General features: G+C 52.4%; 28 protein-coding genes. 12 read left to right on the top strand and 16 right to left on the bottom strand.

All coding sequences use genetic code 11. From position 1 onward, the window contains the following. Nucleotides 1-45 precede the first annotated feature (45 nt). Nucleotides 46-1,197, top strand: coding sequence for a PilT/PilU family type 4a pilus ATPase (locus tag ACXAFI_RS19510; RefSeq protein WP_152450611.1), 1,152 nt, complete (start codon nucleotides 46-48; stop codon nucleotides 1,195-1,197). 99 nt (nucleotides 1,198-1,296) lie between these two features. On the opposite strand, the gene ACXAFI_RS19505 is transcribed toward ACXAFI_RS19510, so the two are convergent. Both ACXAFI_RS19505 and ACXAFI_RS19500 read right to left on the bottom strand, forming a co-directional pair. Then, nucleotides 1,297-2,037 (bottom strand): LytR/AlgR family response regulator transcription factor, encoded by a 741-nt coding sequence (locus ACXAFI_RS19505; protein WP_475110103.1) that lies wholly within the window; start codon nucleotides 2,035-2,037, stop codon nucleotides 1,297-1,299. Continuing rightward, entirely contained in the window at nucleotides 2,034-3,191 is a 1,158-nt protein-coding gene (locus ACXAFI_RS19500) for a sensor histidine kinase (RefSeq protein ID WP_475110102.1), read from the bottom strand. The genes ACXAFI_RS19505 and ACXAFI_RS19500 overlap by 4 nt, the downstream gene beginning before the upstream one ends. An 89-nt stretch (nucleotides 3,192-3,280) precedes the next feature. Between ACXAFI_RS19500 and argH the strand changes: the two genes are divergently transcribed. After that, complete coding sequence (argH, locus tag ACXAFI_RS19495; RefSeq protein WP_475110101.1) at nucleotides 3,281-4,699, top strand: argininosuccinate lyase; 1,419 nt, start codon at nucleotides 3,281-3,283, stop codon at nucleotides 4,697-4,699. Nucleotides 4,700-4,779: 80 nt separating this feature from the next. Here the strand turns inward: argH and cyaY are convergent, their stop codons facing one another. Then, nucleotides 4,780-5,103 (bottom strand): iron donor protein CyaY, encoded by a 324-nt coding sequence (cyaY, locus tag ACXAFI_RS19490; RefSeq protein WP_152450603.1) that lies wholly within the window; start codon nucleotides 5,101-5,103, stop codon nucleotides 4,780-4,782. Nucleotides 5,104-5,208: 105 nt separating this feature from the next. Between cyaY and lptM the strand changes: the two genes are divergently transcribed. The 4 genes from lptM (at nucleotide 5,209) to ACXAFI_RS19470 (ending at nucleotide 8,553) form a co-directional block, all read left to right on the top strand. Next, nucleotides 5,209-5,529: an LPS translocon maturation chaperone LptM gene (gene lptM / locus ACXAFI_RS19485; RefSeq protein WP_444920716.1), complete on the top strand. Its 321-nt coding sequence runs from the start codon at nucleotides 5,209-5,211 to the stop codon at nucleotides 5,527-5,529. Then, entirely contained in the window at nucleotides 5,526-6,779 is a 1,254-nt protein-coding gene (gene lysA / locus ACXAFI_RS19480; RefSeq protein ID WP_475110100.1) for a diaminopimelate decarboxylase, read from the top strand. The genes lptM and lysA overlap by 4 nt, the downstream gene beginning before the upstream one ends. 124 nt (nucleotides 6,780-6,903) lie before the next feature. Then, entirely contained in the window at nucleotides 6,904-7,734 is an 831-nt protein-coding gene (gene dapF / locus ACXAFI_RS19475; RefSeq protein ID WP_444920714.1) for a diaminopimelate epimerase, read from the top strand. A gap of 78 nt (nucleotides 7,735-7,812) precedes the next feature. After that, complete coding sequence (locus ACXAFI_RS19470; protein ID WP_475110099.1) at nucleotides 7,813-8,553, top strand: DUF484 family protein; 741 nt, start codon at nucleotides 7,813-7,815, stop codon at nucleotides 8,551-8,553. Between the two features lie 95 nt (nucleotides 8,554-8,648). On the opposite strand, the gene ACXAFI_RS19465 is transcribed toward ACXAFI_RS19470, so the two are convergent. From ACXAFI_RS19465 to ACXAFI_RS19445, 5 genes are all read right to left on the bottom strand, one after another. Beyond that, the gene (locus ACXAFI_RS19465) at nucleotides 8,649-8,873 is read right to left on the bottom strand and encodes a hypothetical protein (protein ID WP_152450596.1); all 225 of its coding nucleotides are present in this window, start codon (nucleotides 8,871-8,873) and stop codon (nucleotides 8,649-8,651) included. Nucleotides 8,874-9,244: 371 nt separating this feature from the next. Continuing rightward, nucleotides 9,245-9,583 carry a P-II family nitrogen regulator gene (locus ACXAFI_RS19460; RefSeq protein WP_152450594.1) on the bottom strand — a complete coding sequence of 113 codons (339 nt, stop codon included), beginning with the start codon at nucleotides 9,581-9,583 and terminating at the stop codon, nucleotides 9,245-9,247. Between the two features lie 101 nt (nucleotides 9,584-9,684). Further along, the gene (locus tag ACXAFI_RS19455; protein WP_475110098.1) at nucleotides 9,685-10,944 is read right to left on the bottom strand and encodes an ammonium transporter; all 1,260 of its coding nucleotides are present in this window, start codon (nucleotides 10,942-10,944) and stop codon (nucleotides 9,685-9,687) included. Between the two features lie 55 nt (nucleotides 10,945-10,999). Continuing rightward, complete coding sequence (locus ACXAFI_RS19450) at nucleotides 11,000-11,338, bottom strand: P-II family nitrogen regulator (RefSeq protein ID WP_152450590.1); 339 nt, start codon at nucleotides 11,336-11,338, stop codon at nucleotides 11,000-11,002. A 47-nt stretch (nucleotides 11,339-11,385) separates the two neighbouring features. Further along, nucleotides 11,386-12,138, bottom strand: coding sequence for a TorF family putative porin (locus ACXAFI_RS19445; protein ID WP_475110097.1), 753 nt, complete (start codon nucleotides 12,136-12,138; stop codon nucleotides 11,386-11,388). A 422-nt stretch (nucleotides 12,139-12,560) separates the two neighbouring features. On the opposite strand from ACXAFI_RS19445, the gene ACXAFI_RS19440 reads away from it, so the two are divergent. The 5 genes from ACXAFI_RS19440 (at nucleotide 12,561) to ACXAFI_RS19420 (ending at nucleotide 15,409) form a co-directional block, all read left to right on the top strand. Then, complete coding sequence (locus ACXAFI_RS19440) at nucleotides 12,561-12,803, top strand: accessory factor UbiK family protein (RefSeq protein ID WP_475110096.1); 243 nt, start codon at nucleotides 12,561-12,563, stop codon at nucleotides 12,801-12,803. 35 nt (nucleotides 12,804-12,838) lie between these two features. After that, nucleotides 12,839-14,335, top strand: coding sequence for a YifB family Mg chelatase-like AAA ATPase (locus ACXAFI_RS19435; RefSeq protein ID WP_475110095.1), 1,497 nt, complete (start codon nucleotides 12,839-12,841; stop codon nucleotides 14,333-14,335). 149 nt (nucleotides 14,336-14,484) lie between these two features. Next, the gene (locus ACXAFI_RS19430) at nucleotides 14,485-14,772 is read left to right on the top strand and encodes a putative quinol monooxygenase (protein WP_475110094.1); all 288 of its coding nucleotides are present in this window, start codon (nucleotides 14,485-14,487) and stop codon (nucleotides 14,770-14,772) included. After that, a complete protein-coding gene (locus ACXAFI_RS19425; protein ID WP_475110093.1) occupies nucleotides 14,772-15,215 on the top strand; it encodes a MarR family winged helix-turn-helix transcriptional regulator in 444 nt (147 codons plus the stop codon). Before ACXAFI_RS19430 ends, ACXAFI_RS19425 begins: the two co-directional genes overlap by 1 nt. Then, nucleotides 15,212-15,409 carry a hypothetical protein gene (locus tag ACXAFI_RS19420; RefSeq protein ID WP_475110092.1) on the top strand — a complete coding sequence of 66 codons (198 nt, stop codon included), beginning with the start codon at nucleotides 15,212-15,214 and terminating at the stop codon, nucleotides 15,407-15,409. Before ACXAFI_RS19425 ends, ACXAFI_RS19420 begins: the two co-directional genes overlap by 4 nt. A 119-nt stretch (nucleotides 15,410-15,528) precedes the next feature. Here the strand turns inward: ACXAFI_RS19420 and ACXAFI_RS19415 are convergent, their stop codons facing one another. The 8 genes from ACXAFI_RS19415 to ACXAFI_RS19380 form a co-directional block, all read right to left on the bottom strand. Then, nucleotides 15,529-16,812 (bottom strand): amidohydrolase family protein, encoded by a 1,284-nt coding sequence (locus ACXAFI_RS19415; protein WP_475110091.1) that lies wholly within the window; start codon nucleotides 16,810-16,812, stop codon nucleotides 15,529-15,531. Between the two features lie 93 nt (nucleotides 16,813-16,905). Then, nucleotides 16,906-17,754: a subclass B3 metallo-beta-lactamase gene (gene bla / locus ACXAFI_RS19410; protein ID WP_475110167.1), complete on the bottom strand. Its 849-nt coding sequence runs from the start codon at nucleotides 17,752-17,754 to the stop codon at nucleotides 16,906-16,908. A 2-nt stretch (nucleotides 17,755-17,756) separates the two neighbouring features. Then, on the bottom strand, nucleotides 17,757-18,725 hold the full coding sequence (locus ACXAFI_RS19405; RefSeq protein WP_475110090.1) for an alpha/beta hydrolase: 969 nt from the start codon (nucleotides 18,723-18,725) through the stop codon (nucleotides 17,757-17,759). 134 nt (nucleotides 18,726-18,859) lie between these two features. Next, the gene (locus tag ACXAFI_RS19400) at nucleotides 18,860-19,444 is read right to left on the bottom strand and encodes a GNAT family N-acetyltransferase (protein WP_475110089.1); all 585 of its coding nucleotides are present in this window, start codon (nucleotides 19,442-19,444) and stop codon (nucleotides 18,860-18,862) included. Between the two features lie 450 nt (nucleotides 19,445-19,894). Then, the gene (locus ACXAFI_RS19395) at nucleotides 19,895-20,464 is read right to left on the bottom strand and encodes a GNAT family N-acetyltransferase (RefSeq protein WP_475110088.1); all 570 of its coding nucleotides are present in this window, start codon (nucleotides 20,462-20,464) and stop codon (nucleotides 19,895-19,897) included. 10 nt (nucleotides 20,465-20,474) lie between these two features. After that, on the bottom strand, nucleotides 20,475-20,978 hold the full coding sequence (locus ACXAFI_RS19390; RefSeq protein WP_475110087.1) for a GNAT family N-acetyltransferase: 504 nt from the start codon (nucleotides 20,976-20,978) through the stop codon (nucleotides 20,475-20,477). A 17-nt stretch (nucleotides 20,979-20,995) separates the two neighbouring features. Then, on the bottom strand, nucleotides 20,996-21,448 hold the full coding sequence (locus ACXAFI_RS19385; RefSeq protein ID WP_152450565.1) for a YaiI/YqxD family protein: 453 nt from the start codon (nucleotides 21,446-21,448) through the stop codon (nucleotides 20,996-20,998). Nucleotides 21,449-21,450: 2 nt separating this feature from the next. Next, on the bottom strand, nucleotides 21,451-21,669 hold the full coding sequence (locus tag ACXAFI_RS19380) for a DUF3565 domain-containing protein (RefSeq protein ID WP_152450563.1): 219 nt from the start codon (nucleotides 21,667-21,669) through the stop codon (nucleotides 21,451-21,453). Between the two features lie 153 nt (nucleotides 21,670-21,822). Between ACXAFI_RS19380 and rep the strand changes: the two genes are divergently transcribed. Beyond that, complete coding sequence (gene rep / locus ACXAFI_RS19375) at nucleotides 21,823-23,856, top strand: DNA helicase Rep (protein WP_152450560.1); 2,034 nt, start codon at nucleotides 21,823-21,825, stop codon at nucleotides 23,854-23,856. Nucleotides 23,857-23,993 lie beyond the last annotated feature (137 nt).

Raw genomic sequence — 23,993 nt, 5'->3', positions numbered from 1 at the left:
ATTACCGGCCCTTCTTCAGTCAAAAAATAATACGCGGTAACAATCATGGATATAGAAAGACTCCTACAGCTGGTGGTAGAGAAAGGTGCATCGGATCTGTTTATCACCGCCGGCGTACCGCCTTCCATCAAACTGCACGGCCGCGTGGTGCCTTGCAGTAGCAGTGCCCTCACCCCGGAAAAAGCGCGCGAGCTGGTGGTGGGCACCATGAATGAAAAGCAGCGTCGTGAGTTCGCCGAAAAAAAGGAATTAAACTTCGCCATCGCAGTGCGCAACGTGGGCCGTTTCCGGGTGTCGGCTTTCTTCCAGCGCAATCTGGTGGGCATGGTGCTGCGACGCATCGAAACAAAAATTCCCACTATTGACGGCCTCGGCTTGCCGGATGTACTCAAAGATCTGGCCATGACCAAGCGCGGGCTGATTATTTTTGTGGGCGCCACCGGTACCGGTAAATCTACCTCCCTGGCCTCGATGATCGGCCACCGCAATGAGAACACCAAGGGTCATATCATCACCATTGAGGACCCGATCGAATTTATCCACCAGCACCGCGGCTGTATTGTGACCCAGCGCGAAGTGGGTCTGGATACCGACTCCTTCGAAATCGCCTTGAAGAACACTCTGCGTCAAGCGCCAGATGTCATCCTGATTGGTGAGGTGCGCTCTCGCGAGACGATGGAACACGCTATCGCCTTCGCCGAGACCGGTCACCTGTGCCTGTGTACACTGCACGCCAACAATGCCAACCAGGCCCTCGACCGGATCATTCACTTCTTCCCGGCAGACCGTCACCAACAGCTGTTTATGGATCTATCCCTGAACCTTAAGGCCATGGTCGCCCAGCAGTTGGTCCCGACACCGGATGGCGATGGCCGCCGCGCCTGTCTGGAAATTATGATCAACACGCCGCTGATGTCAGACCTGGTGCGCAAAGGCCAGGTGCATAAGATGAAGGAGTTGATGAAACGTTCCGGCGAGCAGGGCATGCAGACCTTCGACCAGGCCCTGTACGAACTCTACGATCGCGGCGAAATTACTTACGAGGACGCCCTCGCCCACGCCGACTCCGCCAACGACTTGCGCCTGATGATCAAGCTCAAATCGGAATCCGATGCAGAGTATTTGAATAGCGCCGCCGGTGAGTTGAGTTTGCAAAATGACTCTGAATACGGCGATGGTGGACCGCAGCTTTACTAACCCTTAATCCCCCAGGTTTATGCAATTAATACTGTAAGAAAAAAAGCGGGCATTTTGCCCGCTTTTTTTCGTTATTTTCACCAGGGAAAAGATAAATACTCAACATATCTCGGTAATCAGCGATTTAACCGAAGACAGCATACGCCGGCTTACCAGTGGTGCCTGCGTTACCCCCTCTAGCTCCACCCGATAATTCGCTCCATCTCTGCGTAGGCCTGTAATAAACGCTACTGCCACCAATGCACTGCGATGTACTCGTACAAAGCGATCACCAAATTCGCTTTCCAACTCTTTTAATGACTCATCAAGGATCGTCTCGCCACCAGGGTGATGGGCCACCACATATTTGCTGTCGGCAACCAAACAGCGAATGCTGTCCACTTCCAGCAGCTCCACTCCCATACGGCTCACCGCTTTGATACGGCTGCGGCCACGATCCTTCTCGTCACCACTAACAAGCTTTTGTTGAGGTTTATTAAGGCGCTGCACCTTTGCCAGCGCTTGGCGCAGCTGCTCCACGCTGACAGGCTTGAGCAGATAACCCACTGCGGCAGTAGCGAAGGCCGGCAGGGCGAACTCATCGTGGGCGGTACAAAAAATTATCGCTGGTGGGCACTCGCGGGTGGAAAGTTGCTGGGCCAGTTCCAAGCCGCTGCCGCCGGGCATTTCTATGTCGAGCAATACCAGATCCGGATCCAGTATCTGCACCTGTATCAGCGCAGAATCAATATCCGCTGCCTCACCTACTGGAATGCAGTTTTCGATTGTAGACAACTGCCGCTGCAGGCGCGCGCGCGCCAGAGGTTCATCATCGACGATCAAAACTCGCAACTGGGTCACTCCATCACCTCAGTGTCTCTACTGGAATTTACGGCGGCTTTTGTTTCCCGCTGGACCATCCCTAGGGGAAATAAGGGTAGTTGTAGGTTTACCCTGTAGTGGCCATTCGCCCGACCGGCGGTAAACCTGAAGCGATCACCGTAATAGGCCGCAAGGCGCTGGCGAATATTCTCCACCGCCATACCGTTGCTTTCCCTGGTGGAACGCACAGTTTCCGCCGGAAGTGGGTTTTCAATATCAATACGCAATGCGCCGTCTTCGGTTTTTACGGCCACTTTGATTGTGCCGCCCTCACGCTGCTGAGCCACACCGTGCAAAACGGCATTTTCAAGTAATGGCTGCAACAACATACTGGGTACCTGTATATCCTCCAGAGCACCCTGTTGCTGCCATTGCTGCTGCAAACGCTCGCCCAGGCGCAGGACCTCAATCTCCAAGTAGCGTTGGGACAATTGTATTTCCTGCGACAGCGGCACCAGCTTTGGGTCGGCAAGGCTGGCCCGAAACAACACGCACAAATCTTCCACCAGACGCTCGGCGCGGTCCGGGTCTACCGCGATCAGGCTGGCCAGGCTATTCATGCTGTTAAACAAAAAATGCGGCCGTATGCGCGACTGCAACGCCTCGATACGCGCACCCAGCTCCGCCTGTTGCTGGTTGTACAGCTGCTGCTGTAAATAGGCGTAGCGCAATACCACCCCGGCGCAGATAGCCCCCAGCAGGCAGTCGCTGGCCAGGCCCCACCAGTCGAAATCTGCCTGCAGCAATTGAGCACGCACATAGCGCTGAACCCCCATTACCAATCCAAGCACGCCCAACACCGCAATAAAGCTGATAGCGCCGGCATGTTTGTGGGGTAATTTGGCTAGATAGGGGCGCAGTCGGCAAAGCACGGCGGCGCAGGGCAATATCACCCACTGAATCACCAGGGACACCAAGCCAAGACGCTGCCAACTGAAGTCGCGCAGTCCGTCCAAGGCGAGCACCAGCACCAGCGCCAGCAATTCCCCCATCAACACCAGTACAGCCAGTGCGGTAACACTGCACAAATCCGGCAGGAAAGGCACCTGCCTTGAAAGCGCAGAATCCTTGTCATTGATACCAGTATTTCGAATTTTCTGCGATATAATGCCCGACGGCCTGGGAAATGACATGCAGTTGTTATTCTTGATTGTCCCTATATTCAAAGCGCACGATACCACCAAGCTCCCCGGCCTTTCACCTCACTGCAGCCAGGAAAACCATGAGCAACGACAAACCCGACTCCGCCACTAATCCCGCCGCCAAACTCTGGGGCGGCCGTTTCAGCGAAGCCACCGACGCCTTCGTAGAGCGATTCACTGCCTCTGTCACCTTCGATCAGCGCATGGCGCTGGAAGATATCCAGGGTTCTCTCGCTCATGCACAGATGCTATCCGAGGTGGGAGTATTGAGCGGTGATGAGTATCACCAGATTGCCGATGACCTGAAAGAGATCGCTGCGGAGATTGAGACAGGTGACTTTCCCTGGTCGGTGCAGTTGGAAGATGTGCATATGAATATCGAGGCGCGCCTGACCGAGCGCATCGGTGCCACCGGTAAAAAACTGCACACTGGCCGCTCCCGCAACGACCAGGTCGCTACCGATATCCGCCTGTGGCTGCGCGGCCGCATCGATTTAATCGGAGCCGAATTAACGCGGCTGCAAACCGGGTTGGTAGACCTGGCCGAACGCGAAGCCGATACCATTATGCCCGGCTTTACCCACCTGCAGAGCGCGCAGCCGGTTACCTTCGGCCACCACCTGCTGGCCTGGAATGCTATGCTCGGCAGGGATTTTGAACGCCTGATGGATTGCCGCAAACGGGTGAATCGCTCGCCCCTGGGTGCCGCGGCCCTGGCGGGCACCAGCTATCCAGTCGACCGCGCGCGCACTGCCGAACTGTTGGGCTTCGATGCCCCAACCGAAAATTCCCTGGACTCGGTGAGCGACCGGGATTTCGCCATTGAATTCTGCGCCTTCGCCGCCCTGCTGCTCACCCATTTGTCCCGCGCCAGCGAGGAGCTGGTGCTCTGGACCTCCAGCCAGTTCGACTTTATCGAGCTGCCGGACCGTTTCTGCACCGGCTCATCAATTATGCCGCAGAAAAAAAACCCGGATGTGCCCGAACTGGTACGCGGTAAAACCGGCCGTGTGAACGGCCACCTGATTGCACTGCTGACCCTGATGAAGAGCCAACCGCTGGCCTACAACAAAGATAACCAGGAAGATAAAGAGCCTTTATTCGACGCTGCCGATACCGCACTGGACTGCCTGCGCGCCTTTGCAGATATGGTGCCCGCACTCAAGGCAAAAAAAGAAAATATGCTGGCGGCAGCCGCCAAGGGTTTCTCCACGGCCACCGACCTGGCAGATTACCTGGTGCGCAAAGGCATTGCCTTCCGCGATGCCCATGAGATCGTCGGCCAGACGGTTTCCTTTGCCATTGAACAGCAGAAAGACCTGGCGGAACTGAGCCTGAAGCAGCTACAGCAATTCTCCACAGATATCGGCGAGGATGTCTTTGAAGTGCTCACCCTGGAGGGCTCGGTAGCCGCCCGCAACCATATCGGCGGTACCGCTCCCGATCAGGTTCGCAGCGCCTGTGCGCGAGCGCGGGCGCAAATCGAAGAACGCCACTGAGAACGAGTTCCAGCAGGGCAAAGCGCCCGGTTTTTTGCATCCGGGCGCCTGGGGTTCGGCCGATCAGTAAACCGGAATTACTATGATAATCCCAGATCGACCGGCTCCCCCTGCTGCTCTGTCAACACGCGATTGAGCAGGGTCGGCAGATTTTCCTCGGTGGTGCTGCACTTCCAGCCGGGCGCGGTAAAAGCCAGGTGGTAACCGCCCGACTTGGCGGCGACCCAAAGCTCCTGATTGGCAGACTGCCGGGAGAGAATTACCTGGCTGCCGTTATCCTCCAATGTCAGGGTGAGCACCGCACCGCTGCGCTCGTAATCAATATCCCAGTCGCAATTGTCCAGGGCATCCTCAATCGCCATCAGTGTGTGCTCAATGGCCGCTTCATATTCCGTCTGGCTCATCTTTTATTACTTCTGTTACCGTCTGCTGTGTTCAATCTATTGGCTCGCTATACTATCAGGCTTTTGCCGAACACCGCTCTAAAGCCCGAGTGCAGGATGTCACCCATGCCGAAAAAAATGCTCCTCCCCCTTTACGCCCTACTGAGTGCGTCCGCACTCTTCAGCGGCTGCGGCCAGAAGGGACCGCTGTACCTGCCCCAGGCGCCGGCCGAACCCGCGCCAGCTATCACCACTGGCCCGCCCACGACGGTGCCTACCAGCAGCACTGCGGTGGAGCCGGATGAGCCTGTACTTGCCCCTGCAGGGGAGGTTGTTGTGCCGGAGGGATATTCTGAACCAGGCGACTATTCGCAACCTGAAGATTACTCTGAGCCGGAAGACTACCCGGAAGAGGGCTACCCAGAGGAGCAAGCACCGCAGAAATGAGTGAGTTCAGTTATCGCCAAGGCAGCCTGTGGGCGGAACAGGTATCACTGGAAGAGGTCGCCGAGCGTTTCGGAACCCCCACCTATGTCTATAGCCGCGCCCACTTCGAGCGCCAATATCAAGCCTACGCCGAGGCACTGGGCAGCCACCCGGGCCTGATCTGCTATGCGGTGAAGGCCAATAGCAACCTGGGTATTCTGTCGCTGCTGGCCCAGCTCGGCGCCGGTTTTGATATCGTCTCCGGGGGGGAATTGGAGAGGGTATTGCTGGCAGGAGGAGATCCCTCGCGAATTGTATTTTCCGGTGTGGGCAAAACTGCGGAGGAGATGCGCCGCGGTTTGGAAGTGGGGGTGCACTGCTTCAATATCGAGTCGGAAGCCGAAATGCGTCGTCTCGAGCAGGTGGCAGCGGAATGCGAGGCTGTCGCCCCAATCTCGCTGCGGGTCAACCCGGACGTGGATGCCCAAACCCACCCCTATATTTCCACCGGCCTCAAGGAAAACAAATTCGGCATCGCGATCAATAGTGTCCTGGATGTGTATTTATACGCAGCGCGCTCGCCGCACCTGAGAGTCACCGGAGTGGATTGCCATATCGGCTCCCAGCTCACCGAAGTGGCACCCTTCCTAGATGCGCTCGACCGCCTGTTGGCACTGGTGGACACCCTCTCCTCTGAGGGAATCCAACTGGAACATCTGGACCTGGGCGGCGGCCTCGGGGTTCGTTACCGGGGTGAAGAGCCCCCAGTAGTTGCAGACTATCTGCAAGCGGTTCTGGAGCGTATCGGCGAACGCCAGCTGGGCCTGATACTGGAACCCGGTCGTTCGATTGCCGCTAATGGCGGCGTTCTGTTAACTCGAGTTGAATACCTGAAGCACACCGAAGGACACAACTTCGCCATTGTCGATGCGGCCATGAACGACAACCTGCGCCCCGCACTTTACCAGGCCTGGCAGGACATAGTGCCAGTCACACCGGGCGACGGTGAGGACACGCTCTGGGATATCGTGGGCCCCGTTTGCGAAACCGGGGATTTCCTCGGCAAAAATCGCGCCCTGGCCCTGCGCGAAGGGCAACTGCTGGCCATGTTGTCTGCAGGCGCCTACGGCTTCACCATGAGTTCCAACTACAATAGCCGCCCACGCGCAGCGGAAGTACTGGTGGATGGGGAGAATAGCTACCTGGTGCGCACGCGGGAAACCTTCGACGACCTGGTTCGAGGTGAGACCCCAGTGCCTGAAAAGGTGTGACGGTTTGTGTCATCCTTCCCCTTAATTACCACCCAAAAGAATACCGGGGCGCCAACAATAGCGGCGTCACCGGTGGCGAGCAGCCCTTGGATGGCCGGCTCAATCAGTCTTATAGAGAAATGGAATGCGCGTTAAATTCAGCAAGATGCACGGACTCGGCAATGATTTTGTGATGCTCGACGGCATCAGCCAGAGACTCAAGTTGTCCCCGGATAAAATTCGCCGAATCGCCGATCGACGTCTAGGCATCGGCTGCGATCAGGTACTACTGGCAGAGCCGCCACGGGGGCCTGACGCGGACTTTCGCTATCGGATCTTCAATGCCGATGGTAGCGAGGTGGAGAACTGCGGCAATGGTGCGCGCTGCTTCGCCCGCTTCGTGCGCGAGCGCCGCCTGACAGGGAAAAAGCGGCTCACGGTCGAGACCGCTGGGGGGATGCTGCATCTGCGTGTACTCGATAACGACCAGGTCAGTGTTGATATGGGTGCTCCAGTTTTAGAGCCGGAGAAAATCCCTTTCAATGCCGATCGTCGCGCGGATAGCTACCCACTGGAAGCTCATGACGAGACCTACACCATCGGCGCCATCTCCATGGGCAACCCACACGCGGTACTACTGGTCGACGATATTCACAGCGCTCCGGTAGAGTCCCTCGGCCCCTCAATCGAGGCACATCCCCGCTTCCCACAGAAGGTCAACGTGGGCTTCCTGCAAATTGACTCCCGCACCCAGGCGCAGCTACGCGTATTTGAGCGCGGCGTAGGCGAGACTCGTGCCTGTGGCACCGGTGCCTGCGCAGCCATGGTGTATGCCCGCCTGCGCAACTTGGTGGATGACCAGGTAGAAATCCGCCTTCCCGGCGGGCCTTTGACGATCCACTGGAGTGGGCCGGGTCAGCCAGTTACTATGACCGGGCCCGCGACTACGGTTTTCCACGGGCAAATCATTATTTAAATAACTTCGCGCGCGGGCGAGCCTCTCCTCCAATAGAGCACAGGGTTCACCACGCGTCTGCGCCAATGTGAACAGAATATGATGGAACACAAAGACGCCAATCAAACTTCTGATGAGATTGTCGCCGGCAACCACAGGGAAACCCAGCGCGATGACAAGTTGCTCGCGCGCCAGGTAGCTCGCTACCTAATGCAAAATCCTGAGTTTTTTGTCGAGCGCATGGATCTGCTCGAGACCATCAAACTACCGCGGGAAAACGGCAAGACCGTGTCGCTGATGACACATCACACCAACCTGCTGCGCGAGCGCAATATCGAGATGCGCCAGCGCCTCGACCAGTTGTTGCACAATGCCCGCGACAACGACCAGCTGTTTTTTAACAGCCGCCGACTCATCCTCGCCCTGTTGGAAGCACAGACCATCGGTGATGCCACTGAGGTTCTCTACAGCAGTTTTTCCAACGACTTCGCTGTGGAATTCACCAGCCTGACCCTGTTTGGTCCACTCGCGGTTCCAACCGACAAGCTCGGGGAAGTACGCACCAGCACGCTATCCAGCGCGGAAACAGCCATTGGCGCCATATTGCGCAATGGCCGGCCAATCTGCGGAATTTTGCGCCCCGGTGAGAAAGAGTATCTATTTGGTGAAAACTGGCAGGAGGTTGCCTCTGCCGCAGTGATCCCACTGGGTAACCAGCTGGGCATGCTGGCAGTTGGATCAACCGATCCACAATACTATCGCTCCAGCCTCGGCACCCTGTTTCTCTCTTATATTGGCGAAGTTCTGGAGCGCCTGTTGCCCAGGCTGTTGAACCCCTGAGTTTGGCCAGTCCCACGGCTTAGTCGATTAGAAAACTTCTTAGAGGAGAGGTCTTGCCGCCGACCTGATATCAGGGGCGGCAAAGTTGAGAGGCGCTAAATAGGGCGACTACCGTATTTAGGTTGCGGTTTGCGCGGGGGATCGGCGGTGACATCTGGATCAACTTCACTAATTGCCCCACCACTGGCTAAGAATTCCTCGACATCGGAACTCAGCTGGCTTCTGGCGCGTTCACGGGAGGTAATCGAGCGCTCTTCGGCAAATTCTTCGCTTTCCTTATTGCGAGCGTTCTTACCCTGATCTTCATAACCATCTTTCATAGCAAAACCCTGTAACCCTTACTCCTGTTACAGAGGGAGTACCTCTGTGCCGCCCCTTCCCGCGGCGTCAATGGAATTGAAAGCCACCGGGGTGACAATCACCTACCGCATTAAAAGCGGCGATTAATATATAGGCACTGACTAACCACGCTGCCAGCTGCAGGCACCGGAGCCCGTAGAGTTTTTTGTTGGGAGAAAATCGGGGGGATATTGCAGTTTGTTATGGGGATTTAAACGCCAGGAGTGGTGAAACCCACCCGCTGGAAGCGTTCATGATCAAGTTGAAGAGGGCGGGCAAAAGCTAAAGCCCCTTACGGGGCTTAAAACGCTTGGATATCATTAAACAAAATACCCAAATTAGACAGCAATTGTTATACCGCTTCGCTACCGGTTTCGCCGGTACGGATACGTATCACTTCTTCCAATGCGGTAATAAATATTTTGCCGTCGCCGATTTTTCCGGTCTGTGCCGCCTTGGTGATAGCCTCAACAGCCGCATCGACCATGCTGTCATCGACGGCCAGTTCCAATTTGACCTTAGGCAGAAAGTCCACCACATACTCTGCACCGCGATAGAGTTCGGTATGCCCCTTCTGGCGACCAAAGCCTTTCACTTCCGTCACCGTCATTCCCTGGACGCCGACTTCGGAAAGGGCTGTACGCACATCGTCCAGTTTGAAGGGCTTCACTACGGCCGTTATTAATTTCATCTTGTGTCTTTCCCCTGGTTTATCTTCTTTGCGGGAACCTCAAACCGGCGATCGCCCCAATATCGGATATTGGATATCTGGGCGACGCCATTGCTGAGCGGCTATTTGCTCATAAATTCCGGGTAAGCTTCCATTCCACACTCGGCCAAGTCAACACCCTCCATCTCTTCGTCTTCACTGACGCGGATACCGGTTACCAGCTTAAGCAGATACCAAACCGCCAGGGAGCTTACAAAGACCCAGATAAAGATGGTTAGCGCTCCAACCAGCTGGCCCACCAGGGTGGATTCCTCATTGGTAAGGGGCACCAGCAGCAGACCAAGCAGACCGACAACACCGTGAACGGAAATAGCGCCGACCGGGTCATCGATTTTGAGTTTATCCAGGGTGATGATGGAGAAGACCACCAAGATACCGGCAAACATACCGAACACAGTCGCCTGCAGCGCGGTCGGCGTGGACGGCTCTGCAGTGATTGCCACCAAGCCCGCCAGGGCACCATTGAGCAGCATCGTGAGATCGGCCTTGCCAAAGAGTAAACGAGCGGTGATCAGTGCAGCGATAGCGCCACCAGCTGCGGCAGTATTGGTATTCACAAATACCATGGCTACTGAGTGCGCACTGGCTGCATCGCCCAGTTTTAATACCGAGCCACCGTTAAAACCGAACCAGCCCATCCACAGAATAAAGGTACCGAGGGTTGCCAGCGGCAGATTGGCACCGGGAATCGCGTAGACCTGGCCGTTGGGGCCGTACTTGCCTTTGCGCGCACCCAGTAATAACACTCCCGCCAAGGCAGCAGCCGCACCGGCCATATGTACAATGCCAGAGCCGGCAAAGTCAGAGAAACCGAGATCCCCCAGGCTATAGAGACCAAAAACTTTTTGGCTACCCCAAGTCCAGGAGCCTTCCAGCGGGTAGATAAAGCCGGTCAATACCACCGCAAAAGCGAGGAAGCTCCACAGCTTCATACGCTCGGCCACGGCACCGGACACAATGGACATGGCGGTGGCAACAAACACGACCTGGAAGAAAAAGTCAGAAGCACTCGAATAAACGGAATCGCCCTCAAATCCATTACTGGAGGAATCGGCCAGTACCGTATCGAGGCTAAATGCCTCTATACCAGAAAGCATCCAGCTGCCATCGTACATAATGGCGTATCCGGTAAGCAGATACATGATGCACGCTATCGCAAACAACGCGACATTCTTGGTGAGGATTTCTGTGGTGTTTTTAGAGCGCACCAGGCCGGCTTCCAGCATCGCGAAACCCGCGGCCATCCACATGACCAGTGCACCACACATAAGGAAATAAAAAGTATCAATTGCGTACTGCAATTGAAATATCTGATTTTCCATGTTTCTCTCCGTTCAAGTCTGGATATTGTTAAAATTATGTTTGGTTGCTATCGATTTAGATGGCATCCCTGCCGGTTTCACCGGTTCTTATCCGCACTACCTGCTCCAGGTTGGCAACAAATATTTTTCCATCGCCAATTTTTCCGCTGTGTGCACTGGTGCCCAGCGTTTCCAACACCTTGTCTAACTGGGAATCCTCTACGGCAATTTGCAGCATAGTTTTCGGCAAAAAATCCACTACATATTCAGCACCCCGATACAATTCGGTATGGCCTTTTTGCCGGCCAAAACCTTTCACTTCTGTAACGGTAACGCCATTCACACCCACTTCTCTGAGGGCATCGCGCACGGCATCCAACTTAAAAGGTTTGATAATTGCGGTAATTAATTTCATGGACTCCCCCAAAAAAACATGCCCGCGAATTATCGCGGGCGAATGGATTACCAAGTGTAGGTAGCGCCAACTACCAGCGAGGGTTCACACCAGTCATAATCAAAGCACTCTTTTTTGCTCAAATTAGTTCCAACATATGCAGCACTCAAGTTCAACCCACCGAAATCTCTACTGAGCGTTGCGGAGTAATCGATATAGTTATCTTCCTCATAAAGAAACTCATCTTCCTTGAAAATATTGTAACCAACATGTAAATCCAGACTCAGCTCTGCGGGCAGTGAGAAACTGTATTCCGCAAAGGTGTAATAAAATTCATCGCTCTGCGCCCAATAATCGGGTGAGTACGTAAATCCTAGGGTCAGATCTTTAATGCTGAGGTTGCTATAAACTTCCCAGTAATCTTCATCTTGGTCACTGCCGTGATAGGCGTAATAGATATAGCCAACGTCGTAACTAATAGAGTCATTGATATCCGCGGAGAAACCGCCGTAAAAATCCTGCTCGTAATCGGTCTCATCAACTTTATAATCAAAGTCCACCTGTGAGGCCCAGGTGCCGACATAGAAACCGTTGCCAAAATCCAGATCTAGACCACCCTGAATTGCGGGATTTCTATCCTTTTGTGAGATACCCCGGAAACGATAATCTGAAACCATACCCAGGTTGGCGCTAAAACTGATGCCCTCTTCCTGGGAGCCACTGGAGGAGGTATTTTCTTCAGCATTCGATAGATTGGCAGTGCCCAACGCCAGTAAAGCGCCAGCGAAAATAGTGGCAATTTTATGCTTTTTAACTTCCACTTTATTTCTCCTAAATTTCTGTAGGCTGTATTTCAAGAGCTGTAATGGCGCCGCCTGCAATCGGTCCTGCACTGTCGGGTATGACAGAGGGTCTCTTGCGTCTTGTGAACCGCTACTTTCCCAGACTCCCAGTGATCGTAAATGGCACACCTACCCTTTCACTGCAGACTTGATGCCAATACAGCAATATTCAATAAAATCAATAAGTTAACGGAAAATCAGACAACCGGAATAAATACGAACAAAGAGCCCGTAAAGTCTCGCGCACCAAGATGGAACTGTTTGTCATCGCGCGCACAGAAATGGGGAATCTTGCAGAGGCAGAGTTCAGAATAGTGCACAAAGAGTCAGCTTTTGTGGCTATAGGGTGTGAGTTACAATCCTGTGCCAATAGATAAGTTTTAAACAGTAAGGAGTTGCCCGTGGCTGCGGACAAACTGCAACAACTCTTAAAAGAACTGCAACAGCAGGGCACAGTAGTCACTAATGACCTGCGCAGTGCCCTGGAGGTTTCACTGGATAAATTGCCGCTGGTCTCCCAACGCGAGTTCGATACCCAAGTGGAGATACTGAGACGCACCAGGGAAAAACTGGCCCGCCTGGAAGATAAGGTGGAAATGCTGGAGCAGGCCCTCGCACAGAGAGAACGCAAACCGGAGGACTAGTTTCCCCCACAAGCCGCCGCATCAAGGATGAAAATGTGAGCCTGTCAGTTACTTACACCCGCGCGCAGTTGGGTGTTAACGCCCCACTGGTCACCGTTGAGACCCACTTGGCCAACGGGCTCCCCGCCTTCCATATCGTCGGCCTGCCCGAAGCCGCCGTACGCGAAAGCCGTGACCGGGTGCGCAGTGCCCTGATCAACAGTCATTTTGAATTCCCTCAGCGGCGTATCACCGTTAATCTGGCCCCCGCCGATCTACCCAAAGAGGGCGGGCGCTACGACCTCGCTATCGCTATCGGCATACTCGCTGCCTCTGGCCAAGTTCCCATTGAGCCTCTGGAAAGCTACGAATTTATCGGAGAGCTCGCCCTTACCGGCGGAATACGCCAAGTCAGCGGCGCACTCCCAGCAGCTATCGCCAGTGCCGCCGCCGAGCGTCTATTGATAGTACCCAACGAAAATAGTAGCGAAGCTGCCCTGGCCGGTAGCGAAATCGCTAGCGCAAACTCACTACTTGGGGTGTGTGCAGAACTGCACGGCAGGGAGAAACTACCACGCGGGGAAGTGCGAACGGAGCAAGTGATTACTCAGGCTGCGGACCTCGCCGATGTTCGCGGCCAGCTCAAAGCGAGGCGCGCATTGGAAGTCGCTGCAGCCGGAGGCCACAACCTACTGTTCTACGGACCACCGGGTACAGGCAAGACCATGCTGGCCAGCCGCCTGCCAGGCATATTGCCGCCTCTTACCAGCCGTGAATCTATAGAAGTCGCCGCCGTTTACTCCAGTGCCGGTTTACCTCACCAAACTCACAGGCCATTCCGCGCACCGCACCATAGCGCCTCCCCGACCGCCCTTGTCGGCGGCGGCAGCACCCCACGACCAGGAGAAATTTCCCTAGCTCACCGCGGCGTCTTATTTCTAGATGAAATGCCGGAGTTTCCCCGCCATGCTTTGGAGATACTGCGCGAACCGCTGGAGAATGGCGAGGTGCGCATTTCCCGCGCCAGAGCGCAAGTCACCTTCCCCGCCCACTTCCAATTGGTGGCCGCGATGAATCCCTGCCCCTGTGGTTATCTGGGGGAACCGCGCTGCCGCTGCACCCCGGACCAGATAGACCGCTACCGCAACAAGCTGTCCGGACCGCTGTTGGACCGTATTGATATGCAGGTGGAAGTGGGGGCAATGAGCGCGGTGCAACTGCAGGACTCTCCTCCCGGTGAGTCATCTGAAAGTGTACGTGAGCGAGTCTGTAACGCCCGCCAACAGCAGTTACAGCGGCAAGGGACGATCAACAGTCTGTTAAAAGGGGCGCCGCTGGAAAACCACTGCGCACTGGGAGATAGCGAAAAACTGCTACTGCGGCAGTCAGTAGAAAAACTTGGGCTTTCTGCACGCAGCTATCATCGAGTGCTTAAAGTCGCCCGCACGCTGGCGGACCTAGCCAAACAGGAAAGAATTGGTACGGCACAAATTGCCGAAGCGTTGGCTTACCGGAATCTAGACAGGCGCCAGGCAAGTGTTCAAACACATTAAAAGCTCTTTACGCCTTCTAAATCTCGAATTTACCACCTGAGTGGACTCTCATTGCTAAAACGCCATCAACTGTGTATTGCACTGGTATTTGACAGGCCAAAAATTATAGTTATCATGATAAATATAATATACGCCGCTGAATTAACCTTATGAATAATCACCTATTCATTATTGCCAAAATTTTCCCCAAGACAGAATTCTTTGCGCAAGCCAAACAGGCCATCTTATCCATAGTGCCAAATACCCTCGAAGAGGAGGGCTGCCTCCAGTTCGCAGTGCACGAGGATGGGGAATGCCTATTTTTATACGAGGAGTGGCGCAGCCAGGAAGACTTAGAAAAGCATTACACCATGCCCTATATCGCCCCGATATTCGAAGCCTATAAAGAGTGGCTAAAAGAGCCGGTGGAGATCAATAAGCTCAAGAGACTGGCCTAATGTTTTTCCTCAAAGATCTTCCCTCGCAACAAATGGTTGAAGGATATGCCAAACGATTTTCCATAAAAGATCCCGGTGCCGTTCAAAGCGCACTTACCATGATGCGGGATGCAAGCCTGCTTTTACGAGAGCTGGAGAGCTATTTTACTGAGCACGGAACCTCCCAGCTGCGTTTCTTAGTGATGATCGTTATCGACCGGGAGCCTCAAAGAGACAGTTTACTAGCTTCAGAAATTGCAGAACGAATTGATGTTTCCCGGCCGGTAATGACCCGCACCTTGAAAAGCATGGTGGAAGATGAGCTTATCGCTATAGAAGCAGATTCCAGCGATGGTAGGGCAAAATGTGTGGCACTCACCAAGAGTGGAAAACAATTTTTACAGAAAATTTTGCCTGGGTATTTTAAGACAATTTCTAAATTTATGGAGGAATTGAACAAATGAAGGGACCGATAGTACACGCCCTGTGTATCTGGGCATTGGTTTACCCCATTGTTACTCTATTACTTCTGGGGATGCAGGCACTGGAATTGCAAATTGCAATTGGTTTAAAGGCTTTAATAATGACCGCCATTCTGGTCCCACTAATGTATTTCTATCTTGTGCCAAAGGTACATCGCTTGTTAGAAATAAATTAAAACAAAGGGGCATATTAAAATGGAGAAAATATATCCCAGCTTGGCAATCAAACTGGGTATTTTTTAACAAATCTAGAACCAAAAAAATATTATGTTCGAATAAAATCTACTACCTACCATTAATTGGAATTATTGACTAACATTTTTCCCTGCTTCACACCAATGTAAATCTTATCAAGAAAACCTAAATCCTCTAAAGGGTTGCCCTCCAACACTAAGAAGCTACCCTCAGCACCTTCGGCAAAGGTGCCTAAATCTCGCCCCGGAAACATCCATTTCGGAGTATCCATGGTCAAGGATTTAAGTAATACTTCCCTCGGTGCAATATCTAAAGAGTCCAAGTAGCGCATTTCACGAAGTACCGTACCGGAAAAATTATCACTCCCCATTAATAAAGATACGCCAGCATTACGTAAACGGGTAAGATTATCTCTCTGAATCTTCTGTATCTCGCTCAATTCACCTTCTGAGTATTTGTGTCCAGTGGGCACACTAGCTGTTGCAATCAACTTTGTACCCTGCTCAGAAGCTAAAGCTATAGCAGTATCGCTCAAAACATAGTCCTGAATATCGAAGCCTTCGTTTCTGGCAATTCTATATCCGGGCAAATGACCCAAAACATCGACACCAGCCTTAATAGCTACTTCTGCATCGTGGGCAGTATCCACGTGGGCCACCACTGGAATTCCCGATTGATGGGCACGCTCGACTAACTTAGGCACTAATTTTGGATTGAGACCATTGATACCAAGGTATTTCGGATCACCATGGCGCTCCTCAAATTTTTCACTGCCTACAAGTATAATTTTAATAAAAGAGGGGTAATTGGCTTTAACTTTCTCCCAAATTTGGTCGAGATCCTCTTTACTATCTACCACCAGTACCATTTCCCGGGCGCTTTTTAACTCATCATCGGTGACTTCTTTTTTTCCATTTAAGATCAACCCTAGGGGATGACCATCGGAAGCTGTTATGCAGTCTGAAGCAAACAAGACATCCATGGTATCCCTGCTGTTGAACTGCGCCTTGATCTCCTCACCAAAGCTGCACATCTGCACGCTGTAAAAAACTCCAGATTTAATCTGCAGAGGCCCAAAATTCTTGATACCCCAAGGGTTTTGCAGATTGTGATTATGTCCTTCAGCATAAGGCGGCACTACATACTTTCCACTGACATCAAAGGTATAATCGACCTTTTCTGGCTTGGTCTTAGTCAGAGAGCCATTCTCGTCAACAAACCAAGTCGCTTGCTTAAAATCCTCCCCATCAAACCACTTACCCCCCACCACGGCATATGTAGTTTCACCAAAAGCTTTCTGAGAAAGAATAATTAAAAACACCCCATATAAAAAACGACTAATAAAATTTTCTGAAACACCTTCAAACAATTTTACTTTAAACATTATTAACTGCTAACTCTCTTTATATCAGAACAACTCGAATTAATTTATCTTAGATAATTCAAATTTTTACAACGAAAAAATCATTATTTCTAACTATTCACGTTGTTGTTGTTCAAATTTTTCCGAAGCTGCATCGGAATATCCTTTACAGCTCACTCTCACTTTTCTGGTAATAGTATCCTGAAATACCCACCCACTTGCAGCCGGGTGAGGCGTAATGAGTAAATCACAAGGTAAATCGCGTACACGGGCAAAGCTTCTGCGGAAGTCCTCTACGATATTAGGGTAGCGGCTATTATCAATCAGTTGATAACCCGGCGCTGTAAGGCTATCCACATAAGCGATGTCTGTAGCTTTACCTTCAACTTTGTCTTCCCAGGTCCAGGCCATACTACCCGGCGTATGGCCTGGGATAAAATGTACGCGTAGACGCAAATCCCCTAGAACCACTTGCTCGCCATCATGCAGAATACGATCTGCCTTTATTGGCGGATATAAAAGTTCATCGGCAAAGTGAATATCATTAGCACCACCGCGAGCCATCAACACAGCCGACTCGGCATTGGTTACTACCTGTGCACCAGTCACGCGTTTTAGCTCGGCTAAGGAACCTACGTGGTCTGCATGAGCCTGACTGTGTAAGATTAATTTGAGATCCGTGGGGGCGACTCCCAATCTCCGCATATTCTCCAATAAATGTTCAGCAGTCTGCTCCATACCACCGTCAATTAGAATCGATCCCTCTTTGCCTTTTAATAACAGTGAGGTAATTCCCTCTGTACCTATTTGCCAGGTATTATCTGCTATTTTAAGAGGCGCTACTGGCTGGCGCCAGGATTCTGGCACTTTGTAGTTTTCCAGTTGCGGCAATACGGAGAAATTTTCTGCCATAGTAGCGCTGGCGCAAACTGTCATTACTACGGCGGCTAGTTTGATTCTTATATTCATCGATTGATCTCTATTTTCTTTGTATCTGACATACATCCCGGAGCTCCATCAATTACAGTATTTTTTATCCATCCAGCAATTCGCTCAAAAACCTCTCCTCGGTGATTCACACCATTTGTATCTGTCATATAGTGATCGTAACCGGGATACTCCCAATAAGTTAATTCACAACGCCCCGCGCTTGCATAAGCATCACGTGCTGCGCGGCCGGAACTAACAGGAGATGACTTATCTTCTGTACCCTGAATCAATAAGACAGGGGCATGGCTATCTAATAAGTCATTGACTGGTATCCGATCGACAACATCGGCCCACCAGCGCATAGAGTTCCCCCCCCAGACTTCTACACTTTCAGGGTTCGCCCGTGCGTAAGCGAGCTTGGCATCGACTTCTTTCGCTACGTGAGGAGGAACCAAGGACTTGAGTACTTCCGCAAAAGATTGCCCAAGCCCACTTGAGAAAACTACAGCCGCATCTGGGTTTAACCTGGAGGCCAAACGGGCAACTACATCACCACCCTCTGAGCCACCAAAGAGTACCAGCTTGCCATTCCACCAGTCAGAACCTTTTAACTCATCAACAATTTGCACAACATCCCGGGTGCGCTGCTCAACGGTATGGTTCGCCACATAGGCCCGAGAGCAATCTGTAAATTGGTCATTGGGTCCATCCGCATGGGTCACCCCATATTTCTCTATCAGTAACACGGCAAAACTTGGGGCAATCGTCTTAACTTGTTGCACCGTCTTATTCTTAATGGCAGGAAGACAACCTGAGCCTTGAGCGATCAGTAACAGACCGCGAGGATCACTGTGGGCGGGAAATTCTAGAGACCAGTAAATGGTTGAGTTATCCTGACGTTTACTCGTGTTTTTTATGAAATCCGCATGTGCGATCGGAAAACTGTATACCAGCAGAATATTTATAAGAACAATTTTTATTACCTTTAATCGATATAGACTCACCTTAAAACACCTCCATTTGCTTTTATTTCTTATGCTTATTGAGAGTCCTGTTTAAGACGCAAGCCCCTCAAATAGGTTCCATTAAGTAGTGGAAAGACTATCTATACCTTTATAATTAAACCGTTTGAGTATAGTTAAACCGCTTGAGAGAGTTTTCTGTCTCTCTGATCCCACCAAGCATCAAACGATAGCCGATACAAACAGTGAGGCCGCAGGGGGCTGTTTTCCGGTACCAGTGGATGGTCAAAGATTGAAGGGTCTCGACTCATACCCAGGCCATGCATCATTCTTTGCGAAGGAAGGTTTTGTAATGCGGTACATCCCAGTATTTCATTGAGGTTTAATCGCTCGAATGCTATTGCAAAGGCAGCCTTTGCCGCTTCACTGGCATACCCCCGCCCCCAGAAATTCCTGCTGAGTCGGCAACCAAGTACCACACTTGGTGAGAAAGGCAGCTCCGCCGAAGCGTGTTTAATACCAGCGTAACCAATGAATTGTCCATTCTCTTTCAACTCCACCGCCCAGTACCCCCACCCGTATTCATCGATATGTTCCTTAAGAGCATTTAGTAGCTTATTACTTTTAATTCGGTTCAGAGTGCAGGGAAAGAACCGCATAACCCGACTATCTGCATTTAAATTAGCAAAATCACCCCGATCCTCTTCTCGCCATTGACGAAGGACTAGTCGCTTTGAGTCAGGCTGAATCAATCTGGCCATTGTCTCGGTAGCTACGTGCTAAGAAAATGTCTGGTAATACCTAACCCTTAAGACCATTTTGAAGTAATGAAAGTCCATCTGGCTAAAAAATGAATAATTTAAACTCGACAAATTTTTCCTGTTTTCATAAAGCTCTAAGGTGACCAAAGAAATGCAAACCGTTCTATAGGTGTATGTATTCCTTTCCAGTAGAAAATACTCACCCTACGGAACATCGGATTGTGGGAAAAATTTACCAGGGGATCACTAAATATTCATAATGCTCCTGGCATTAAGAATGGTTCGTGATCAAGGGGTCGCTTCGCAGGAATGTGTAAGCCTTTCAAGACGTCACAATACAGAATATGGGCCACATAGTAAGCTGCGCAGGAAGAACCTTGAGGCCACAAAAGAATACGAAACTAATCAGGGGGCCTCTTTTTTAGCCAAAGAGTACCCAAAGTAGATAAATTATTTGATCGAATGCTCTCTAGACCATTCATCAGCATTGATACGATATAAACAATGTTTTAACAAAGGGCTTTCGGTTGGAACCTGCGGATGTTCAAAGACAAGAGAATCCCGCCGCATACCCAGCCGCTCCATCACCCGCTGGGAGCGAAGGTTCTGTAACGGTGTAAAAGAAACGACCTCACTGAGATTCAAGGTATTAAAAGCTACATCCAAAGATGCTTTTGCAGCTTCACTGGCATAGCCCTTCCCCCAATAAGGGAAGGCCAAGCGCCAGCCAATCTCTACTGCCGGTGCGAAGGGCAAATCTTCAGTCACATTTTTCATGCCGACAAATCCGAGAAACTCTTTGGTCTCTCTTAGCTCCAAGGCCCAAAAGCCCCAGCCGTACTTCTCAATATGCGCAATACTGCGATCGACACCGGCGTCACTCTGCTGTCGCGTCAGCAATGAGGGGAAGAACTCCATCACCCTTGGGTCGACATTCATTTCGGCGAATACAGGCTTATCTTCCTCTCGCCACTGGCGCAGCTGTAAGCGTTCGGTCATGGGTTGTATTAATTCAGGCATGGAATATTCGCTATTCAATATTTTGTTTCTGCTGAAAACCTTTAGACGGTGCGACCATAAAATCGCACTGATCCAACCATTTTCGCTGCCCTGGATAAGCCGCTTCCTCAAAGCCCAATTTCTGGTAGAGAGTCCGTGCCGCTAGATTAGTACGCAGGACAAATAAAGAGCACTCGATTGCATCCAGGGCTCTGGCTCCTGTTTGCGCAAGCTGTACTACCAGCGCACGCCCTAATCCGGCTCCGCGATGATTAGGCGAGACAATCAAGCGACTTAGGTGGCAGCGGCCCAGGTGTTGGTAATACTGCCCAAAAGCCAGCACGTCACCGCTGCTATCCTGAAGCGCGTAGCTGGGCAACTCCGGCCAACGACAATCCTCCAAGAAGGACTTCCCCTCGAACGGAAACCTGAAATCAGGCCCCCCCCACTGTTGGCACTGCTCCCTATTAGGTAGCCAGGACATCAATGTTGGGAATTGCCACTCTTCCATTGGCTTCAGTCTCGAATTATCCACGGCAATTCTCCTTAAAGTTACTTGCGACTCTTTGCCAGCCATCTATCTAACTGATCGGCAAAAGCTTTGCGGTCCGCCTGGCTAAGGGCCGGTGGTCCGCCGGTATGCACGCCGCTGGAGCGCAGGGTATCCATAAAGTCCCGCATATTCAGACGCGCGCGGATATTGGCCTTGGTATAGCGTTCCCCACGGGGATTAAGGGCTTCAGCACCCTTGTCGATCACCTCTGCTGCCAGGGGGATATCGCTGGTGATAATCAGGTCCCCCGCCTCGCAGCGCTGTACTATCTCGTTATCCGCCACATCAAAACCCGCTGTCACTTGCACGGAGCGAATATAGCGCGACGGCGGCACCCGTACCGCTTGGTTGGCCACCAGCGTTAGTTCTGTGGCTGTGCGCTCAGCAGCGCGAAACAAGATTTCCTTGATGGCGACCGGGCAAGCGTCGGCATCGACCCAGAGTTTTGTCATGGCTATACAACCTTTTCGAGCGTATCGGGCGGTGCACCCTCATCGCATTTCTTGCAATTGAGCTGGAATCCCAGCATGGACTCGCGCCCTTGCTCAGTGATTACCCAGGGCCGGTTGGTCCAGGGGGGATTGTGGCGTACATGTTGGAAATGACCACAGGCGAGCTCCGCCACCCAGTGATCCTCTTCATCCAGGTGGTAGCCGGCGATGGGTTGTTGCATGGGGTTACACAAGCAGGGAATAAGGCGCAGTTATAGCCAATCCCAAGGGCAAAGTATACGTGTGGCCGGTGGTTCGCACTGGTACTGGGATGATTCGAGCCAAGACTGCTAGAATCTCCCGCTTTTCCGCGACGCGAAGATGCAGCCCCATCTATGACCCAGCTCAATCCCCGCCAATCCGAAGCCGTGAAGTATGTCGATGGCCCCTGCCTGGTACTGGCTGGTGCCGGCTCTGGCAAGACCAGCGTAATCACCCGCAAGATCGCCTACCTGATCGAGCAGTGTGGTTATGCCGCGCGCAATATCGCTGCCCTCACCTTCACCAACAAGGCGGCACGGGAGATGAAAGAGCGGGTCAGCAAACTGCTGGCGGGCCCGGATGGCAAGCGCTCCAAAGCGAGTCACGGCCTCACCGTATCCACCTTTCACAACCTTGGGCTGAATATCCTGCGTAAGGAATACCGCGCCGCCGGCTTTAAGCCCGGTTTCTCCATCTTCGATGCGGAAGACGCCCGCGCCCTGATCAAGGAGCTGATGCTCAGAGATGGCGACCTGGATACTGACCTGTTGGATCGGGTACAGAACCAGATCTCCAATTGGAAGAACGATATGCTCACCCCGCGCCGTGCCCTGGAGCAGGCACAGAGCCCCGGTGAGCAGGCCATCGCGGTTGCCTACGATCGCTACTGTGAAGCCCTCAAGGCCTACAATGCCGTCGACTTCGACGACCTGATCCTGCTGCCGGTACAGTTGTTCGACAAAGACCCGGAGTTGCTGCAACGCTGGCGCAAAAAGATTCGCTACCTGCTGGTGGACGAATATCAGGACACCAACAACTCCCAGTACCTGCTGGTGAAGCTGCTAGTGGGCGGGCGCGGCGGCCTCACAGTGGTGGGAGACGATGACCAGTCTATCTACGCCTGGCGCGGCGCGCGTCCGGAGAATATGAGTGCGCTGAAGACCGACTTCCCCAATCTGCGCCTGATCAAACTGGAGCAGAACTACCGCTCCACCAGCCGCATCCTCAAAGTGGCCAACCACCTGATCGCCCACAATCCTCACGAATTCGACAAAGCATTGTGGTCCGATCGCGGCCTGGGTGAGGAGATCCGCGTGCTCAAGGTGGCCAATGAAAATGAGGAAGCGGAGCGGGTCGCCAACGAGATATTTCTGCAGAAGAGCCGTCGCGGCTGCAAGTTTATGGATTTTGCCGTGCTCTATCGCGGCAACCACCAAGCGCGCCTTATCGAAATGAAGTTGCAAGAACACCAGGTTCCCTACCAGATGTCGGGCGGTACTTCCTTCTTCGCCCGCGCTGAAATCAAGGACGTGATGGCCTACCTGCGCCTGTTGGTGAATCCGGATGATGACAACGCGTTCCTGCGCATTATCAATACTCCGCGCCGCCAAATTGGCACCAGCAGCCTGGAAGCCCTGGGCAACTACGCCAAGGGCCGCGAGATCTCCATGTTCAAAGCCTGCTCGGAACTGGGCTTTAAGGAGCATATCAACGAGCAGGGCTACGAACGCCTAAATCGCTTTGCCCTATGGCTCGAAGGGGTGCAGCGCAACTGCCGCGATACCACCGCCAATGGCGCCTTGCGTGAAATGCTGGAAGATATCGACTACGCCGGCTGGCTCTCGCAAAATGCCAGCAGTGAGAAGGTGGCCGAGAAGCGCATGGAGAATGTGTTCTGGCTGCTGGAAAGCCTTAACAAGATTATGGAGGGCACCGACGATGAGCTGGAGCAGGATATCCGCCTGGAGCAGGCGATCTCCAAACTGATCCTGCGGGATATGCTCGAGCGCCAGGAAGAAGAGGAAGCCACCGATAAGGTCAGCCTTATGACCCTGCACGCCGCCAAGGGCCTGGAATTCCCCCACGTGTTTATGATCGGTATGGAAGAGAATTTACTTCCCCACCGCAACAGTATTGAAGACGACAACATCGAAGAGGAGCGCCGCCTCACCTACGTGGGTATCACTCGTGCCCAGCGCACCCTAACCATGACCCTGGCGGGCAAGCGCAAACAGTTCGGCGAAACCCAGGACACCACGCCCAGCCGCTTTATTGACGAATTACCAGAAGAAGATGTGTTGTTGGAAGGATTTGGTAAGGCGACGCCGGAGCAGAATCAGGCGAAGGGAGAGGAAACTTTGGGGTCTTTGTTGAGTATGTTTGATTAGGGGAATTAGACCACTCAATCAACTCCACAAAAAGGCCACTTAATAAGCGGCCTTTTTACTTCAGATAATCAGCTGGCTAGAAAACTCTATTTTATATTGCCACCAATATCTTACATACACTCGTATAAATTCCTCTA

The organism is Microbulbifer sp. ABH2_005, assembly GCF_056160005.1.
The sequence above is the reverse complement of the archived record's forward strand: the minus strand, read 5'-3'. Positions and strand labels throughout refer to the sequence as shown.

What these genes read in the sequence shown, in the direction of transcription:
- ACXAFI_RS19510 (WP_152450611.1), top strand. Translation starts at nt 46, where the DNA reads ATGGATATAGAAAGACTCCTACAGCTGGTGGTAGAGAAAGGTGCATCG.
- ACXAFI_RS19500 (WP_475110102.1), bottom strand. Translation starts at nt 3,191, where the DNA reads ATGTCATTTCCCAGGCCGTCGGGCATTATATCGCAGAAAATTCGAAAT.
- argH (WP_475110101.1), top strand. Translation starts at nt 3,281, where the DNA reads ATGAGCAACGACAAACCCGACTCCGCCACTAATCCCGCCGCCAAACTC.
- cyaY (WP_152450603.1), bottom strand. Translation starts at nt 5,103, where the DNA reads ATGAGCCAGACGGAATATGAAGCGGCCATTGAGCACACACTGATGGCG.
- lptM (WP_444920716.1), top strand. Translation starts at nt 5,209, where the DNA reads ATGCCGAAAAAAATGCTCCTCCCCCTTTACGCCCTACTGAGTGCGTCC.
- lysA (WP_475110100.1), top strand. Translation starts at nt 5,526, where the DNA reads ATGAGTGAGTTCAGTTATCGCCAAGGCAGCCTGTGGGCGGAACAGGTA.
- dapF (WP_444920714.1), top strand. Translation starts at nt 6,904, where the DNA reads ATGCGCGTTAAATTCAGCAAGATGCACGGACTCGGCAATGATTTTGTG.
- ACXAFI_RS19470 (WP_475110099.1), top strand. Translation starts at nt 7,813, where the DNA reads ATGATGGAACACAAAGACGCCAATCAAACTTCTGATGAGATTGTCGCC.
- ACXAFI_RS19465 (WP_152450596.1), bottom strand. Translation starts at nt 8,873, where the DNA reads ATGAAAGATGGTTATGAAGATCAGGGTAAGAACGCTCGCAATAAGGAA.
- ACXAFI_RS19460 (WP_152450594.1), bottom strand. Translation starts at nt 9,583, where the DNA reads ATGAAATTAATAACGGCCGTAGTGAAGCCCTTCAAACTGGACGATGTG.
- ACXAFI_RS19455 (WP_475110098.1), bottom strand. Translation starts at nt 10,944, where the DNA reads ATGGAAAATCAGATATTTCAATTGCAGTACGCAATTGATACTTTTTAT.
- ACXAFI_RS19450 (WP_152450590.1), bottom strand. Translation starts at nt 11,338, where the DNA reads ATGAAATTAATTACCGCAATTATCAAACCTTTTAAGTTGGATGCCGTG.
- ACXAFI_RS19430 (WP_475110094.1), top strand. Translation starts at nt 14,485, where the DNA reads ATGAATAATCACCTATTCATTATTGCCAAAATTTTCCCCAAGACAGAA.
- ACXAFI_RS19425 (WP_475110093.1), top strand. Translation starts at nt 14,772, where the DNA reads ATGTTTTTCCTCAAAGATCTTCCCTCGCAACAAATGGTTGAAGGATAT.
- ACXAFI_RS19420 (WP_475110092.1), top strand. Translation starts at nt 15,212, where the DNA reads ATGAAGGGACCGATAGTACACGCCCTGTGTATCTGGGCATTGGTTTAC.
- ACXAFI_RS19415 (WP_475110091.1), bottom strand. Translation starts at nt 16,812, where the DNA reads ATGTTTAAAGTAAAATTGTTTGAAGGTGTTTCAGAAAATTTTATTAGT.
- ACXAFI_RS19400 (WP_475110089.1), bottom strand. Translation starts at nt 19,444, where the DNA reads ATGGCCAGATTGATTCAGCCTGACTCAAAGCGACTAGTCCTTCGTCAA.
- ACXAFI_RS19395 (WP_475110088.1), bottom strand. Translation starts at nt 20,464, where the DNA reads ATGCCTGAATTAATACAACCCATGACCGAACGCTTACAGCTGCGCCAG.
- ACXAFI_RS19385 (WP_152450565.1), bottom strand. Translation starts at nt 21,448, where the DNA reads ATGACAAAACTCTGGGTCGATGCCGACGCTTGCCCGGTCGCCATCAAG.
- ACXAFI_RS19380 (WP_152450563.1), bottom strand. Translation starts at nt 21,669, where the DNA reads ATGCAACAACCCATCGCCGGCTACCACCTGGATGAAGAGGATCACTGG.
- rep (WP_152450560.1), top strand. Translation starts at nt 21,823, where the DNA reads ATGACCCAGCTCAATCCCCGCCAATCCGAAGCCGTGAAGTATGTCGAT.